The sequence below is a fragment of the Actinomycetospora succinea genome, from assembly GCF_004363095.1.
Lineage (GTDB): Bacteria > Actinomycetota > Actinomycetes > Mycobacteriales > Pseudonocardiaceae > Actinomycetospora > Actinomycetospora succinea.
Window position 1 is genome coordinate 480,962 of sequence record NZ_SNYO01000001.1, and the last position, 14,056, is coordinate 495,017.

The window sequence follows — 14,056 nt, forward strand, 5'->3', positions numbered from 1 at the left end:
AACGTGGGCCGACATGGCAGCCGACTCGCAGCACTTCTGGGGCCCCGACTACGACGCGCTCAAGGCCGTCGACCCGGAGATCGCCCAGGTCGTCGACGACGAGCTCACCCGGCTGCGCGGAGGGCTCCAGCTCATCGCGAGCGAGAACCTCACCAGCCCCGCCGTGCTCGCCGCGCTCGGGTCGACGCTGTCGAACAAGTACGCCGAGGGCTACCCGGGGCGCCGCTACTACGGCGGCTGCGAGGTCGTCGACCAGGCCGAGCTCATCGGCGTCGAGCGCGCCAAGAAGCTCTTCGGCGCCGAGCACGCCAACCTGCAGCCGCACTCGGGCGCGAACGCCAACCTCGCGGTGTACGCGGCGTTCTGCCAGCCCGGCGACAAGGTGCTGGCGATGAGCCTGCCGCACGGCGGGCACCTCACCCACGGCGCCAAGGTCAGCTTCTCGGGCAAGTGGTTCGAGCCGGTGCCCTACACCGTCCGCGAGGACGACGGGCTCATCGACTACGACCAGGTGCGCGACCTGGCGCTCGAGCACCGCCCCAAGATGATCGTCGCCGGCGCCACCGCCTACCCGCGCCTCATCGACTTCGAGAAGTTCCGGGCCATCGCCGACGAGGTCGGCGCGATCCTCTGGGTCGACGCCGCCCACTTCATCGGCCTCGTCGCCGGCCAGGCGATCCCCAGCCCGGTGCCCCACGCCGACGTCGTCACGTTCACGACGCACAAGGTCCTGCGCGGGCCGCGCGGCGGCATGCTCGTCTCCAGGGCCGAGCACGCGAAGGCCCTGGACAAGGCCGTCTTCCCGTTCCTGCAGGGCGGTCCGCTGATGCACGCGGTGGCCGCCAAGGCGACCGCGCTGGCCGAGGCCGCGACGCCGGACTACCAGGCCTACGCCCGCCAGGTCATCGCCAACGCGCAGGCGCTCACCTCGGCGCTCGAGACCCAGGGCATGCGCGCCATCTCCGGCGGCACCGACACCCACCTCGCGCTGCTCGACCTGCAGCCGCTCGGGGTCACGGGCAAGGAGGCCGAGGCGCGCAGCGGGCTCGCCGGCATCACCCTCAACAAGAACGCGATCCCGTACGACCCGCAGCCGCCGATGACCGCGTCGGGCATCCGCGTCGGCTCGCCGTCCATCACCACGCAGGGCATGACCGAGGCCGAGATGGGTGACGTCGCTCGCCTCATCGCCACCGCGGTCACCGCCGACGAGAGCACCGACGTCGGCCAGAAGACCCTCGGCGAGGTGCGCGAGGAGGTCGGCACCCTGGTGTCGCGCTTCCCGGCCTACGCCCGCTAGGCGCGGGAACGGCAGGGCAGCGCGACGAAGGAGCGCTGTCGGGCCGTCTCCTCGTCGCCGGGACGACCCGGTAGCCGCCGACGACACGGGTGGGCTGACACCGGGCGCAACACGCCGGGGCTACCCTCGGTTGCCGTGGGCCCGTCAGCGGACTTCGCCCCGATGGGGCTACCGATCCGGGAGTACCTCCTGGTCGGACTGTCCGCCGCGGTCGTCACCTACCTGCTGACCGGCCTGGTGCGCCGGTTCGCGCTGCGCATCGGCGCGATCGCGGTGCCCCGCGGGCGCGACGTGCACACGATCCCGATCCCGCGCCTCGGCGGCGTCGGCATCTACCTCGGCGTCGTCGGGGGCGTGTTCGTCGCCTCGCAGCTGCCCGTGCTGCGCCGGGCGTTCGACTACTCGAACGAGACGATCGCCGTGCTGGTGGCCGGCGGCGTCATCGTGCTGGTCGGGGTGCTCGACGACCGGTTCGGGCTCGACGCGCTGACCAAGCTCGCCGGCCAGGCCACCGCCGCGGGCGTGCTGGTGCTCATGGGCGTGCAGTGGACCGCGATCTACCTGCCGTGGGGCGGCACCGGCGGGAGCACCGGCTCGGTGCTGCTGCTCGGCCAGGACCAGGGCGTGCTCATCACGGTGTTCCTGTGCGTCCTGCTCATCAACGCGATGAACTTCGTCGACGGGCTCGACGGGCTCGCCGCCGGCATCGGGACGATCGCGGCCACCGCCACCTGCGCGTTCGCCCTCGGACTGCTCGGCCAGCAGAACGGCGACGTCAACGCCTATCCGCCCGCGCTCATCGCCGCCGTCCTGGCCGGCGCCCTCGCCGGGTTCCTGCCGCACAACTTCCAGCCCGCCCGCCTGTTCATGGGCGACTCGGGCTCGATGTTCATCGGGCTGACGCTCGCCGCCGCCACCACCACGGCCTCGGGGCGCACCAACTACTCGACCACCGGCGCCACCGGGGCGCTCGCCCTGGTCACCCCGCTGATCGTGGTCGCCGCGGTGGTCTTCGTGCCCCTGCTCGACCTGCTGCTCGCGGTGGTCCGCCGGACCCGGGCGGGCACCAGCCCCTTCGCGCCGGACAAGATGCACCTGCACCACCGGCTGCTCGAGATCGGCCACTCCCAGCGCCGCGCCGTGCTCCTCATCTACCTGTGGGCGGGCGTGCTGTCGTTCGGGGCCGTGGCCCTCGCGCTGGTCGACAACGCCTTCCTGGTGATCTGGATGGTCACCGCAGGCGTGCTCGTCGCCGTCCTGGCCTCCGCCGTCCCGCGCCTGCGCGCCCGCACCTGACCGGCGCTCCCCCCAGAGAGAGACACCCCCGATGACCAGCCCCGAGTCCAGTCCCGAGTCGCCCGAACCCACACCCCGGCCCGACCCCCAGCCGAACCCTCTGTCGACCCCGCACGCCACCCCCGCCACCACCGCGCAGGTCCTCGAGGCCAGCCGGGCGATGCTGCGCGGCGGCCTCTGGCCCGCCGCGATCGTCGGCGTCCTGGCCGCGGTGGTCGCCGGCCTGCTCGCCGGCGTCACCGGGGTGGTCGCGGCGATCGTGGGCGCGGTCGTCGTCATCGCCGTCTGCTCGCTCGGGCCGCTCGTGATGCGCTGGACCGCGGCCGCCGACCCGATGGTCGTCATGGCCGCGGCGCTCGTGAGCATGATGGGCAAGCTCGGTCTGCTGCTCGTCGTCTTCCTCGTGCTGCAGGCGCTCGGCGTCGTCGACACCCGCATCGCGGCGCTCGCGCTGGGGCCGACGGCCATCGCCTTCATCGTCGGCGAGGTCATCGCGTTCGCCCGTCTGCGCACCCCGACGATCGCGGTGTGACCTGCGTCGTAGAGGTCCCCCGACCAGGGGTAGAGCCTCCGACGGGCCGTAGTGGACTCCGACGAACCTGCTGATATGGTGCGCCCTGATGGCGCAGGACAGCCTCCGCGGAGATGCGGGTCGCACCCCTCCGCAGGGGTCCGGCCACTCGCCGTCGGAGGCATGGACGGTCCTCTCCCACCTGCTCACCGGATTCCTGGTGTTCGGCGGCCTGGGATGGGTACTCGACGCCCTGCTCTCGACGCGGTGGTTCCTCCTCGTCGGCCTGCTGGTCGGTGGGGCGGCGTCCTTCGCGTTGATCTACATCCGATACCTTTACGTCCCCCCCGACCCCCCTCGACCCGGTGAACCCGCCGGCCCGGAGGACCGGAAGGAGCAGCACGGGTGATCTCGTCGTTGTTGACGCAGGTGCCGGCGCCGCCGGTCCCGCCCGGCACCCCGGCCGAGGGCTTCAAGGCGCCCGGTGTCGAGGACTTCAATCTCCCCCCGATCTTCGAGGGCGTCCCCGTCCTCGAGTGGGTCGACAAGGTCTCGATCCAGTTCATCGTGGCCGCGCTCATCGTGTGGGGGTTCTTCGCGCTCGCGACGAAGGACCCGAAGGTGGTGCCCGGGCGCCTGCAGTTCCTCGCGGAGAAGTTCCAGGGCATCGTCCGCGACCAGATCGCGCGCGACAACATCGGGCCGGACTTCCGCAAGTACGTGCCCTACCTCGTGGCGCTCTTCGCGTTCATCCTGGTGAACAACGTCTTCGGGATCCTGCCGTTCGTGCAGTTCCCGTCGTTCTCGCACCCGGGCATGGCGTACGCGCTCGCCGCCATCACCTGGCTGATCTACAACTACGTCGGCATCAAGAAGCAGGGATTCGGCGGCTACGTGCAGCTGATGACCTGGCCGCCCGGCGTGCCGGGGTGGGTCCGGGTCATCCTGACCCCGATCGAGTTCCTCTCGAACTTCATCCTGCGTCCCGTCACGCTCTCCCTGCGGTTGTTCGGCAACATGCTCGCCGGCCACCTGCTGCTGCTGGTCTTCATCTTCGGCGGCGAGTACATGCTCACCGTCGCGGACGACCTCGTCCTGAACGTCCTGTCGCCGTTCGCGTTCCTCTTCGCGATCGTCATGACGTTCTTCGAGGCCTTCATCCAGGTGGTGCAGGCCTACATCTTCACCGTCCTCACGGCGTCGTACATCGGTGCGTCGCTCGCCGACGAGCACTAGTCGCCGCACCCACCGGCGATCACCTCCCCGATCTCCAGAACGAACACCGGAAAGGAACCCCTCATGGTTCAGGGCAGCCTCAACATGGTCGGCTACGGCCTCTCCGCCGTCGGCCCCGGTATCGGCGTCGGCATCGTCTTCGCGGCGTTCATCAACGGAGTCGCCCGCCAGCCGGAGGCCCGTGGCCAGCTGCAGACCATCGCGTTCATCGGCTTCGCCCTCTCCGAGGCGCTCGCCATCATCGGTCTGGTCCTCGCGTTCGCCATCTGATCCACCCCTGACCGGTCGCCGGAGGGGCGGGAGGTGAACACATGAGTGCCATCGAGGTGCTGGCCGAGCAGCCGGCGGGCGAGCCGTACGCCGCGTTCCCGCACGTCGCGGAGATCATCGTCGGCCTGATCGCCTTCTCGCTGCTCGTCTACGTGATCGGGAAGTTCGCGTGGCCGAACGTCGTGACCTCCCACGAGGACACGAAGAAGCAGATCGAGGGCGGGATCGCCAAGGCCGAGGCCATGGAGGCCGACGCCAAGGCCGAGCTCGCGCGCAGCCGTGAGCGGCTCGCCGGGGTCGACGACGAGACCGCGCGGATCCGGGACGACGCCCGGGCCGACGCGGAGCGCATCGGCCAGGACATGGACGCGAAGGCCGCCGAGGAGGCGGAGCGTGTGCGTGCGCAGGGCCGGCAGTCCCTGGAGGCGTCGCGGTCCCGTGCGATCGCGGAGCTGCGCGCCCAGACCGGGCGCGAGTCCGTCGAGCTGTCCCGGCGGATCGTGGCGTCGGCGCTGTCCGACGACGCGAGCCGGGGCGCCAGCGTCGACCGCTTCCTCGACGAGCTCGAGGCCATGGGCGGCGCGGCGGGCGGCTCGAACGACCCTGACGCGAGCGTCATCAGCGGGAACGGAGCCGGCGCATGAGCGGGACGAGCGGCCTCCTGGCCGACTTCCACGCCGCGAGCCGTGACGCGCTCGAGGCCACGCGCCGCCGCCTCGCCGAGGCGACGGCGCAGGCGTCCGCGGGCGACCTCGGCACGGTCGCCGAGCAGCTCGACGCGGTCGCCGACCTGCTGCGCCGCGAGGCGGTGCTGCGGCGCACGCTCGCCGACTCGTCGCGCTCGGCGGAGGACCGGGAGGGTCTCGCGGACCGCCTGGTCGCCCAGCAGGTCACCTCGGCCACGGCCGACGTGGTGCGCACCGCGGTGTCGTCCGCGTGGTCGCGCCCCGACGACCTGGTCGCCGGCCTGCGCATCGTCGGTCGCGAGGCGCTGCTCGCCTCGGCCGAGCAGGAGGGCCGCCTCGACGCCGTCGAGGACGAGCTGTTCCGCCTCGGCCGCATCGTCGCCGCGCAGCCCGACCTCGAGCGTCTGCTCGGCGACCCCGCGGCCGACCCCGAGGGCAAGCAGCAGGTGCTCGACCGCCTGCTCGCCGACAAGGCCGAGCCCACCACACGCAAGCTCGTCGCCCAGCTCGTGGCCCACCCCGTGGGCGGCGGGATCGCCCAGGGCCTCGAGCGTCTGGCCGAGCTCGCCGCGCAGCGCCGGGAGCGGTCGGTCGCGACCGTGCGCTCCCCGATCGCCCTGTCCGACCAGCAGCAACGACGACTGGCCGATGCCCTCACGCGCATCTACCGTCGGGACATCACCCTGCACCTCGAGGTCGACCCCGCACTGGTCGGTGGTCTCGTGATCCAGGTGGGGGACGAGGTCATCGACGGCAGCGTGGCCGGCCGGCTCGACGAACTGAGCCGCCGGCTCGGCTGAGCCCCCAGCACGTGACCCCTAACGACTAGCGAGAGCGGAAGCCATGGCCGAGTTGACCATCACCTCCGACGAGGTCCGTAGCGCGATCGAGGACTACGTGTCCTCGTACTCCGCGGACTCGACCCGTCAGGAAGTCGGCATCGTCACCTCGACGGGTGACGGCATCGCGTACGTCGAGGGTCTGCCCTCGACGATGACGAACGAGCTCCTCGAGTTCCCCGGCGGCGTCCTGGGCCTGGCCCAGAACCTCGAGGAGCGCGAGATCGGCGTCGTCATCCTCGGTGAGTACGAGACCATCGAGGAGGGGCAGCAGGTCACGCGCACCGGTCGCGTGCTCTCGGTGCCGATCGGCGACGGCTTCCTCGGCCGCGTCGTCGACCCGCTCGGGCAGCCGCTCGACGGGCTCGGCGAGATCGAGTCCGAGGGCGAGCGCGAGATGGAGCTGCAGGCCGCCTCGGTCGTGCAGCGCAAGGAGGTCAAGCAGCCGCTGCAGACCGGGATCAAGGCCATCGACGCCATGACCCCGATCGGCCGCGGCCAGCGCCAGCTGATCATCGGTGACCGCAAGACCGGCAAGACCGCGGTCTGCACGGACACGATCATCAACCAGCGCGAGGCCTGGGAGACCGGCGACCCGGAGCAGCAGGTCCGCTGCGTCTACGTCGCCGTCGGCCAGAAGGGCACCACGATCGCCGGCGTGCGCCAGGCGCTCGAGGACGCCGGCGCGATGGAGTACACGACCATCGTCGCCGCGCCCGCCTCCGACCCCGCGGGCTTCAAGTACATCGCGCCTTACGCCGGCTCCGCGATCGCGCAGCACTGGATGTACCAGGGCAAGCACTGCCTCATCGTCTTCGACGACCTGTCGAAGCAGGCCGAGGCGTACCGCGCGATCTCGCTGCTGCTGCGCCGCCCGCCGGGCCGCGAGGCCTACCCGGGCGACGTCTTCTACCTGCACTCGCGGCTGCTCGAGCGCTGCGCGAAGCTCAACGACGACCTCGGCGCGGGCTCGCTGACCGGGCTGCCGATCGTCGAGACCAAGGGCGGCGACATCGCGGCCTACATCCCGACGAACGTCATCTCGATCACCGACGGCCAGTGCTTCCTCGAGGCCGACCTGTTCAACCAGGGCCAGCGGCCCGCGCTGAACGTCGGGAACTCGGTGTCGCGCGTCGGCGGTTCCGCGCAGGTCAAGGCCATGCGCTCGGTCGCCGGCCGCCTGCGCGTCGACCTGGCGCAGTACCGCGAGCTCGAGTCGTTCGCGGCCTTCGGCTCCGACCTCGACGCCACCAGCCAGGCGCAGCTCGACCGCGGCGCCCGCCTCATGGAGCTGCTCAAGCAGGGCCAGGGCGAGCCGTACCCGGTCGAGGAGGAGGTCGTGAGCATCTTCCTCGGCACCCGTGGTCACCTCGACTCGGTGCCCGTCGAGGACGTCGCCCGCTTCGAGACCGAGTTCCTCGAGCACGTCCGGCGCGACGGCGGCGTGCTCGCCGAGATCCGCGACACCGGGCAGCTCTCCGACGAGAACGAGGAGCGTCTGACCAAGACGGTCTCCGAGTTCAAGGAGCAGTTCGCCACCGGGTCCGGCGAGGGTGTCGTCGACGACGGCGGCAGCGGCGAGCTCTTCGGCGAGAACGCCTCCGGCACGGACTCCGACGAGGGGCCCCAGGAGTCGTCCGGCGACTCGGACACGGACGCGTCGTCGGCCTCGTCCGACACCCAGGGTTCGGGGAGCTAGGGCCCTATGGCTGCATCCCTCCGCGTCCTGCGACGGCGCATCCGGTCGACCAAGAACATCGCCCAGATCACCAAGGCGATGGAGATGGTCGCGGCCTCGCGCATCGCGAAGGCGCAGGCCCGCGTGCACGCGGCCCGTCCGTACTCCGACGAGTTCACGCACGTCCTGACCACGGCCGCCAAGGCCGGGGCCAGCGACCACCCGCTGCTCGTGGCGCGCGAGGAGCCGAGCCGTGCCGGCGTCCTCGTCGTCACCAGCGACCGCGGGCTGTGCGGCGGCTACAACGCCAACGTGCTGCGCGAGGCCGAGCGGGTCATGCGCGAGCTGTCCGACGCCGGCAAGCAGACCTCGCTGTTCGTCATCGGCGGCAAGGGCGTCGGGTACTTCCGCTTCCGCAACCGGGAGACCGCCGGGAAGTGGACCGGCTTCTCCGAGGTGCCCGACTACCCGAACGCGACCCGGGCCGCGGACGCCCTCACCGCCGTCTTCCTCGCCGGCGGCGACGAGACCGTGCAGCGTCCCTCCGACGAGGGCGAGGAGGAGGGCGGGGGTTCCCGCTCGACCTCGTTCGTCCCGCCGGAGGAGGCCGAGGGCCTCGAGGGCGTGGACGAGCTGCACGTGGTGTTCACCGCGTTCAACTCGGTCGCGAGCCAGACCGTCGTGTCCCGGCAGATCGCCCCGCTGGAGCTCGAGGACGACGAGTCCTCCGAGGAGGAGTCCTCGGGCTCCTCGGACTCCGGGGAGCGCGAGGCCGAGTACGAGTTCGAGCCGGAGCCCGAGGTCCTCTTCGACCGGCTCATGCCCAAGTACCTCCGCGCGCGCGTGTTCGCGGCCCTGCTCGACGCCGCGGCGTCCGAGTCCGCGGCCCGGCAGCGCGCCATGAAGGCCGCGACCGACAACGCCAACGATCTGGTCGACAACCTGACCCGTGAGGCGAACCAGGCGCGCCAGGCCCAGATCACGCAGGAGATCAGCGAGATCGTTGGCGGCGCCAACGCCCTCGCCGAGTAGGGGAGCTGACGATGACCCAGTCCACCGCCACGGCCGAGGGCACCGAGCAGGGCTCGCCTGGTGCCGACGGCCGCATCACCCGCATCCTCGGGCCCGTCGTCGACGTGGAGTTCCCGCGCGGCGAGGTGCCCGACCTGTTCACCGCCCTGAACATCGACGTGACGCTCTCGGGCGTCACGAAGAAGCTGACGCTCGAGGTCGCCCAGCACCTCGGCGACGGCCAGGTGCGCACGATCTCCATGCAGCCCACCGACGGTGCCGTGCGTGGCCAGGACGTCCGCAGCACCGGCGCGCCGATCTCGGTGCCGGTCGGCGACGTCGTCAAGGGCCACCTGTTCAACACCCTCGGCGACTGCCTCGACGAGCCGGGCTACGCCGCGGACGCCGAGCGCTGGGGCATCCACCGCGACCCGCCGCCGTTCGAGCAGCTCGAGGGCAAGACCTCGGTGCTCTGGACCGGCCTCAAGGTCGTCGACCTGCTCACCCCGTACGTCGAGGGCGGCAAGATCGGCCTGTTCGGCGGCGCCGGCGTCGGCAAGACGGTCCTCATCCAGGAGATGATCCAGCGCATCGCCCGCAACTTCGGCGGCACCTCGGTGTTCGCCGGCGTGGGGGAGCGGACCCGTGAGGGCAACGACCTCTGGGTGGAGCTCGGCGAGGCGGACGTCCTCAAGGACACCGCGCTGGTCTTCGGTCAGATGGACGAGCCGCCGGGCACCCGCATGCGCGTCGCGCTCTCCGCACTGACGATGGCGGAGTACTTCCGCGACGTGCAGGAGCAGGACGTGCTCCTGTTCATCGACAACATCTTCCGGTTCACGCAGGCCGGCCAGGAGGTCTCGACGCTGCTGGGCCGCATGCCCTCGGCGGTGGGCTACCAGCCGACCCTGGCCGACGAGATGGGCGAGCTGCAGGAGCGGATCACCTCGACGCGCGGCCGCTCGATCACCTCGATGCAGGCGATCTACGTGCCCGCCGACGACTACACCGACCCGGCGCCGGCCACCACGTTCGCCCACCTCGACGCGACCACCGAGCTCTCCCGGTCGGTGTTCGCCAAGGGCATCTTCCCGGCCGTGGACCCGCTGACCTCGACCTCGACGATCCTCGACGCCCAGTACGTCGGCGAGGACCACTACCGGGTCGCGCGCGAGGTCATCCGCATCCTGCAGCGCTACAACGACCTGCAGGACATCATCGCCATCCTCGGCATCGACGAGCTCTCCGAGGAGGACCGCCTCACCGTCGCCCGCGCGCGCCGGATCGAGCGATTCCTCGGGCAGAACATGTACGCCGCCGAGCAGTTCACCGGCGAGCCGGGCTCGTTCGTCGACGTCAAGGACACCGTCGAGGCGTTCGACAAGATCACCAAGGGTGAGTACGACAACGCCCCCGAGCAGGCGTTCGCGATGAGCGGCGGTCTCGACGACGTCGAGGCGAACATCAAGAAGTACCAGTCCTGATGGCCGAGATGGAGGTCGCCATCGTCGGCGTCGAGAAGCGGCTGTGGTCGGGCCAGGCGAGCTTCGTCTCGGCCCGCACGGTCGAGGGCGACATCGGTCTGCTGCCCGGGCACCAGCCGATGATCGCCGCGCTCGACGAGGCCGGCGTGGTGCGCATCGACCCGACCGACGGCGAGGCGTTCCACGCGGCCGTCTTCGGCGGGTTCCTCTCGGTCACCGCGGAGTCGGTGACGATCCTGGCCGAGCTCGCCGAGCTGGCCTCCGAGATCGACGTCGCCGCGGCGCGCGACGAGCTGCAGCGCGCCGAGGGCGGCGGGGACGACGTCGACGACACGGCCGCCGCCGCGGCACGGGCTCGCGCCCGGCTGCGGGCCGCCGGCGAGAACCCCGGCCACTGAGGGAGGGCGAGCAGCACCGGTGGGGACGACGATGATCGCCGAGCTGGCGGCCATCGTGGTGCTCGCGGTGCTGCTCGTCATCCTGTTCCTGCTGCTGCGCCGCATCCGGCTGCTGCGCCGGGGCGGCGTCGACGTCGCGCTGCGCGAGAAGCGGGTCCCCGACGACGGCCGCGGCTGGCACTCGGGGCTCGGGCGCTACCGCGGCAACGAGTTCCGCTGGTACCGGATCACCGGGCTCAGCTCGGGCGCCAACGTGGTGCTGGACCGCACCCGCCTCGAGATCATCGACCGCCGCGCCCCCCGCGACGGCGAGATGCACCCCCCGGGCTCCACGGTCCTGACCTGCCGTGACGGCGACCGGCAGTGGGAGCTCGCGATCAACGCCGACGCGCTGACCGGCTTCTCGTCGTGGCTCGAGTCCACGCCGCCCGGCCGGTCGACGGGGTACCGCCAGGCGAGCTGAGGGGCTACGCGCGGGCGGCCTGGGCGGCCTGCAGGAGCGCCTCCCGGAAGCGGTCCACGTCGGCGTCGATGGCGATCGGCAGCTGGTACGTCGCGCGCCGGGCGCCGCCGAGCGGCGTGCTCGTCACCGGGATCGAGCGGGCGGGCATGGCCAGGCGCGGTCCGGCGGTCGGCAGCGTCACCTCGAGCTGGTCGAGCGGATGGAAGCGGACCCGCGCCCCGGGATCGGTCTCGGCGTCGTCGCTCTGGCGGTGCGCGACGATCAGCAGCTCCGGGGTCAGCAGCATCTCGACGACGTACCGGTCCGAGGTCGGGCCGCCCCGCGACTCCCGGTTCATCGTCTCCTCGTCGGTGCGCAGCCCGTGCGTGACGTCGGCGAGCACGTCCGCCAGCCCCCGCGCGCGACCCTCCCCGCGCACGAACTCCGCCGTCGACGGCGGGAGATCGTCGACGGTGATGGCGTGAGACATCAGGTTGCGCGCACCCACGCCGCCACCGTGCTGTCGCGCCGCGCTGCTGGTCAAGAGCCGGGGATTCACGAGGGAGCACGAGGGAGTACGAGCGATGCGGCATCGCTGGCGTGTGACACCCGGATCGCCACATCCTCGCTCGCTCGACACGCCGACGGCTCGCGACGCACGGGGTGGTGTCAGCGTGGCGTCCACGCTGACGTTGAACGTCAGGAAAGGCGCCACGATCACCGCGTCGCGAGCGCCGCTCGGCCCTGTCGCGGGTGTCGCGTGTGTCGCCGATGTGCGGTAGAATCGAACACATGAGCGAACGGGTGGGGGCCGCCGAGCGGGAGATGCTCGAGCGCACCCGCGCGTGCCTGGCCGCTCGCAACGTCGGGCACTACCGGCTGCTCGAGGCCATCGCCGAGCTCGACCGTCACGGCGTGGCCGACCGGACCGGCGATCGATACCTCGAGCGTCTCGTGCAGGAGCTCGCCCGGTGCGACCGCGGGGAGGCGTCGCGTCTCGTCGACGAGGCCCGGGATCTCGCGCCCCGGTCTGCACTGTCCGGCGAACCGCTGCCGGCGCGCCTCCCGCACACCGGCGCGGCCCTGGCCGCCGGCGCGATCAGCGACGCGCACGTGGCGGTCATCCGTCGCACCGTCCGACGCCTCGAGGCGGTGGCCGACCTCGACCCCGCGGTCGTGGCCGAGGCGGAGCAGGCGCTCGCGGAGCACGCCCGCGAGCTGTCGCCGAACGGGCTGGGCAAGGCCGCCGACCGTCTGCTCGCCCGGCTGGACCCGGACGGAGCCGCCCCCGACCCGGGGGAGGGGCGGTCGGACGGGGTGCAGCTGCTGCGCCGCCGTGACGGCACCCTCGACCTCCGGGCCGTCATCGCCGACGCGGCGGCCGCAGCGATGATCGACGAGGGGTTCGACGTCATGTCGACGCCGGCGGGGCCCGACGATCCGCGGGACCTGGCGGCACGCCGAGCCGACGCGCTCAAGGAGCTCTTCGCCGCCGCGAACGGCCCGGGCGGGCTGATCACCGACAGCCGTCGCGAGGGAGAGCCCGACGACACCGCCGACTCGTCAGGACCCGAGTCAGACAGCCAGGAGGCGCTCATCCCCGCGCCGCGACGCCCCGAGCGGTCGGCGACACCCGCCGGCGCGGGGCGGGCCCTGCTGACCATCACCATCGACCACCGCTGGCTGCGACGGGCGACCGGATTCGGCACGCTGGACAACGAGGCCCTCGCCGACGTGCACACCGTGCGCCGGTGGGCGTGCGACGCGGACGTCATCCCGATGGTGCTGGGCACCCGCTCCGAGCCCCTCGACGTCGGGCGACGGTCCCGCACGGTCACCGACACGATCCGGCGGGCGCTGAACGTCCGCGACGGCGGCTGCGCGTTCCCCGGCTGCACCCGGCGACCCCGTCGCTGCCACGCGCACCACGTCGTCCACTGGATCGACGGCGGCGACACCGCGCTCCACAACCTGGTGCTGCTCTGCTCGCACCACCACCAGCTGGTCCACCACGGCCACTGGCGCCTCGAGATGATCCACGGTCGGCCCTGGTTCACGCCGCCGGCGTGGCTCGACCTCGAGCAGAGACCACGGCTCGGCGGGCGACCACCCGTGCCGATCCCGGATCAGGCCCAGAAGCCGTCGCGCTCGTAGAGCCGGCGCAGTTCCACGATGTGGTCGCGCATGGCCTCCTCGGCCTCGCCCGCGCGGCCCTCGGCGATGTGCTCGGCGATCTCGCGGTGGCAGGCGTCGACCTTGTCCCACTCGCGTGCCTCGACGCCGGCGCGGCGCAGGCGCGTGCGCAGCACGTCGTTCACCGGCTGGCCCATGAGCGTGAGCATGAGGTTGCCGGTGGCCATGAGCAGCGTGGTGTGGAAGTCGAGGTGGCCGACGAAGCCGCTGGGGTCGCGGTCGTCGCGCGGGGCGGCCGCCGCGGCCCGGACGGCCTCGACCGTCTCGGCGTCGGCCCGCTGGGCAGCCAGGCGGGCGGCGGCGGGCTCGAGGAGCAGGCGTGCTTCGAGGAGGTCGCTGACGTGCAGCCGCGGGGTCATGACCAGCACGCCGAGGGCGCTGCCCACGTCCTCGACGACGCGCGCGGGGTCGGGCTCGCTGACGAACGTGCCGCCCTGGACGCCGCGCAGGGTCTCGACGAGGTGCTGGCTGGAGAGCACGCGGAGCGCCTCGCGCGCGGTGCTGCGGCTGACCCCGAACGCCCGGCCGAGCTCGGCCTCGTTGGGCAGTCGGGTGCCCGCGGGCAGGGCGCCGGCGAGGATCTGGGTGCGCAGCTCGTCGGCCACCTGGCGGTAGGCCGGGCGGACGCGCTGCACCCGTAGATGGGCGACGGGTGCCGACGTGCCGGAGGCGGGCGGCTGCGGGGGCACGATCGTGAGCGTAGACGGTCGGT

The 14,056-nt window shown here is 72.2% G+C and carries 16 protein-coding genes; 14 read left to right on the plus strand and 2 right to left on the minus strand.

What is annotated here, in order from left to right:
- The first annotated feature begins 13 nt into the window (after nt 1-13).
- The 13 genes from EV188_RS02375 (at nt 14) to EV188_RS02435 (ending at nt 11,172) form a co-directional block, all read left to right on the plus strand.
- Nucleotides 14-1,300, plus strand: a complete 1,287-nt coding sequence (locus tag EV188_RS02375) for a serine hydroxymethyltransferase (RefSeq protein WP_133824612.1) — start codon at nt 14-16, stop codon at nt 1,298-1,300.
- A 162-nt stretch (nt 1,301-1,462) separates the two neighbouring features.
- Nucleotides 1,463-2,596 (plus strand): glycosyltransferase family 4 protein, encoded by a 1,134-nt coding sequence (locus EV188_RS02380; RefSeq protein WP_133825358.1) that lies wholly within the window; start codon nt 1,463-1,465, stop codon nt 2,594-2,596.
- A gap of 31 nt (nt 2,597-2,627) precedes the next feature.
- On the plus strand, nt 2,628-3,128 hold the full coding sequence (locus tag EV188_RS02385) for a Cg1360 family ATP-synthase-associated protein (RefSeq protein WP_133824613.1): 501 nt from the start codon (nt 2,628-2,630) through the stop codon (nt 3,126-3,128).
- Between the two features lie 88 nt (nt 3,129-3,216).
- Nucleotides 3,217-3,516 (plus strand): AtpZ/AtpI family protein, encoded by a 300-nt coding sequence (locus EV188_RS02390; RefSeq protein ID WP_133824614.1) that lies wholly within the window; start codon nt 3,217-3,219, stop codon nt 3,514-3,516.
- On the plus strand, nt 3,513-4,343 hold the full coding sequence (atpB, locus tag EV188_RS02395) for a F0F1 ATP synthase subunit A (RefSeq protein ID WP_133824615.1): 831 nt from the start codon (nt 3,513-3,515) through the stop codon (nt 4,341-4,343). Before EV188_RS02390 ends, atpB begins: the two co-directional genes overlap by 4 nt.
- A gap of 63 nt (nt 4,344-4,406) precedes the next feature.
- Nucleotides 4,407-4,613, plus strand: coding sequence for an ATP synthase F0 subunit C (gene atpE, locus EV188_RS02400; protein WP_116706531.1), 207 nt, complete (start codon nt 4,407-4,409; stop codon nt 4,611-4,613).
- A 41-nt stretch (nt 4,614-4,654) separates the two neighbouring features.
- Complete coding sequence (atpF, locus tag EV188_RS02405) at nt 4,655-5,257, plus strand: F0F1 ATP synthase subunit B (RefSeq protein WP_133824616.1); 603 nt, start codon at nt 4,655-4,657, stop codon at nt 5,255-5,257.
- On the plus strand, nt 5,254-6,099 hold the full coding sequence (locus tag EV188_RS02410) for a F0F1 ATP synthase subunit delta (protein WP_133824617.1): 846 nt from the start codon (nt 5,254-5,256) through the stop codon (nt 6,097-6,099). Before atpF ends, EV188_RS02410 begins: the two co-directional genes overlap by 4 nt.
- Nucleotides 6,100-6,142: 43 nt before the next feature.
- On the plus strand, nt 6,143-7,837 hold the full coding sequence (gene atpA, locus EV188_RS02415) for a F0F1 ATP synthase subunit alpha (RefSeq protein WP_166659681.1): 1,695 nt from the start codon (nt 6,143-6,145) through the stop codon (nt 7,835-7,837).
- Nucleotides 7,838-7,843: 6 nt separating this feature from the next.
- Nucleotides 7,844-8,848 carry a F0F1 ATP synthase subunit gamma gene (locus tag EV188_RS02420; protein WP_133824618.1) on the plus strand — a complete coding sequence of 335 codons (1,005 nt, stop codon included), beginning with the start codon at nt 7,844-7,846 and terminating at the stop codon, nt 8,846-8,848.
- 5 nt (nt 8,849-8,853) lie between these two features.
- A complete protein-coding gene (gene atpD / locus EV188_RS02425) occupies nt 8,854-10,311 on the plus strand; it encodes a F0F1 ATP synthase subunit beta (protein ID WP_424922915.1) in 1,458 nt (485 codons plus the stop codon).
- Entirely contained in the window at nt 10,311-10,709 is a 399-nt protein-coding gene (locus tag EV188_RS02430; RefSeq protein WP_166659682.1) for a F0F1 ATP synthase subunit epsilon, read from the plus strand. Before atpD ends, EV188_RS02430 begins: the two co-directional genes overlap by 1 nt.
- A gap of 19 nt (nt 10,710-10,728) precedes the next feature.
- Complete coding sequence (locus tag EV188_RS02435; RefSeq protein WP_243741430.1) at nt 10,729-11,172, plus strand: DUF2550 domain-containing protein; 444 nt, start codon at nt 10,729-10,731, stop codon at nt 11,170-11,172.
- Nucleotides 11,173-11,176: 4 nt separating this feature from the next.
- On the opposite strand, the gene EV188_RS02440 is transcribed toward EV188_RS02435, so the two are convergent.
- A complete protein-coding gene (locus EV188_RS02440; RefSeq protein WP_133824620.1) occupies nt 11,177-11,659 on the minus strand; it encodes a hypothetical protein in 483 nt (160 codons plus the stop codon).
- A 284-nt stretch (nt 11,660-11,943) separates the two neighbouring features.
- Between EV188_RS02440 and EV188_RS02445 the strand changes: the two genes are divergently transcribed.
- Nucleotides 11,944-13,305, plus strand: a complete 1,362-nt coding sequence (locus EV188_RS02445; protein ID WP_166659683.1) for an HNH endonuclease signature motif containing protein — start codon at nt 11,944-11,946, stop codon at nt 13,303-13,305.
- On the opposite strand, the gene EV188_RS02450 is transcribed toward EV188_RS02445, so the two are convergent.
- Nucleotides 13,278-14,033, minus strand: a complete 756-nt coding sequence (locus EV188_RS02450) for a FadR/GntR family transcriptional regulator (protein ID WP_243741431.1) — start codon at nt 14,031-14,033, stop codon at nt 13,278-13,280. The two genes, EV188_RS02445 and EV188_RS02450, sit on opposite strands and share 28 nt — an antisense overlap.
- Between the last annotated feature and the right edge of the window lie 23 nt (nt 14,034-14,056).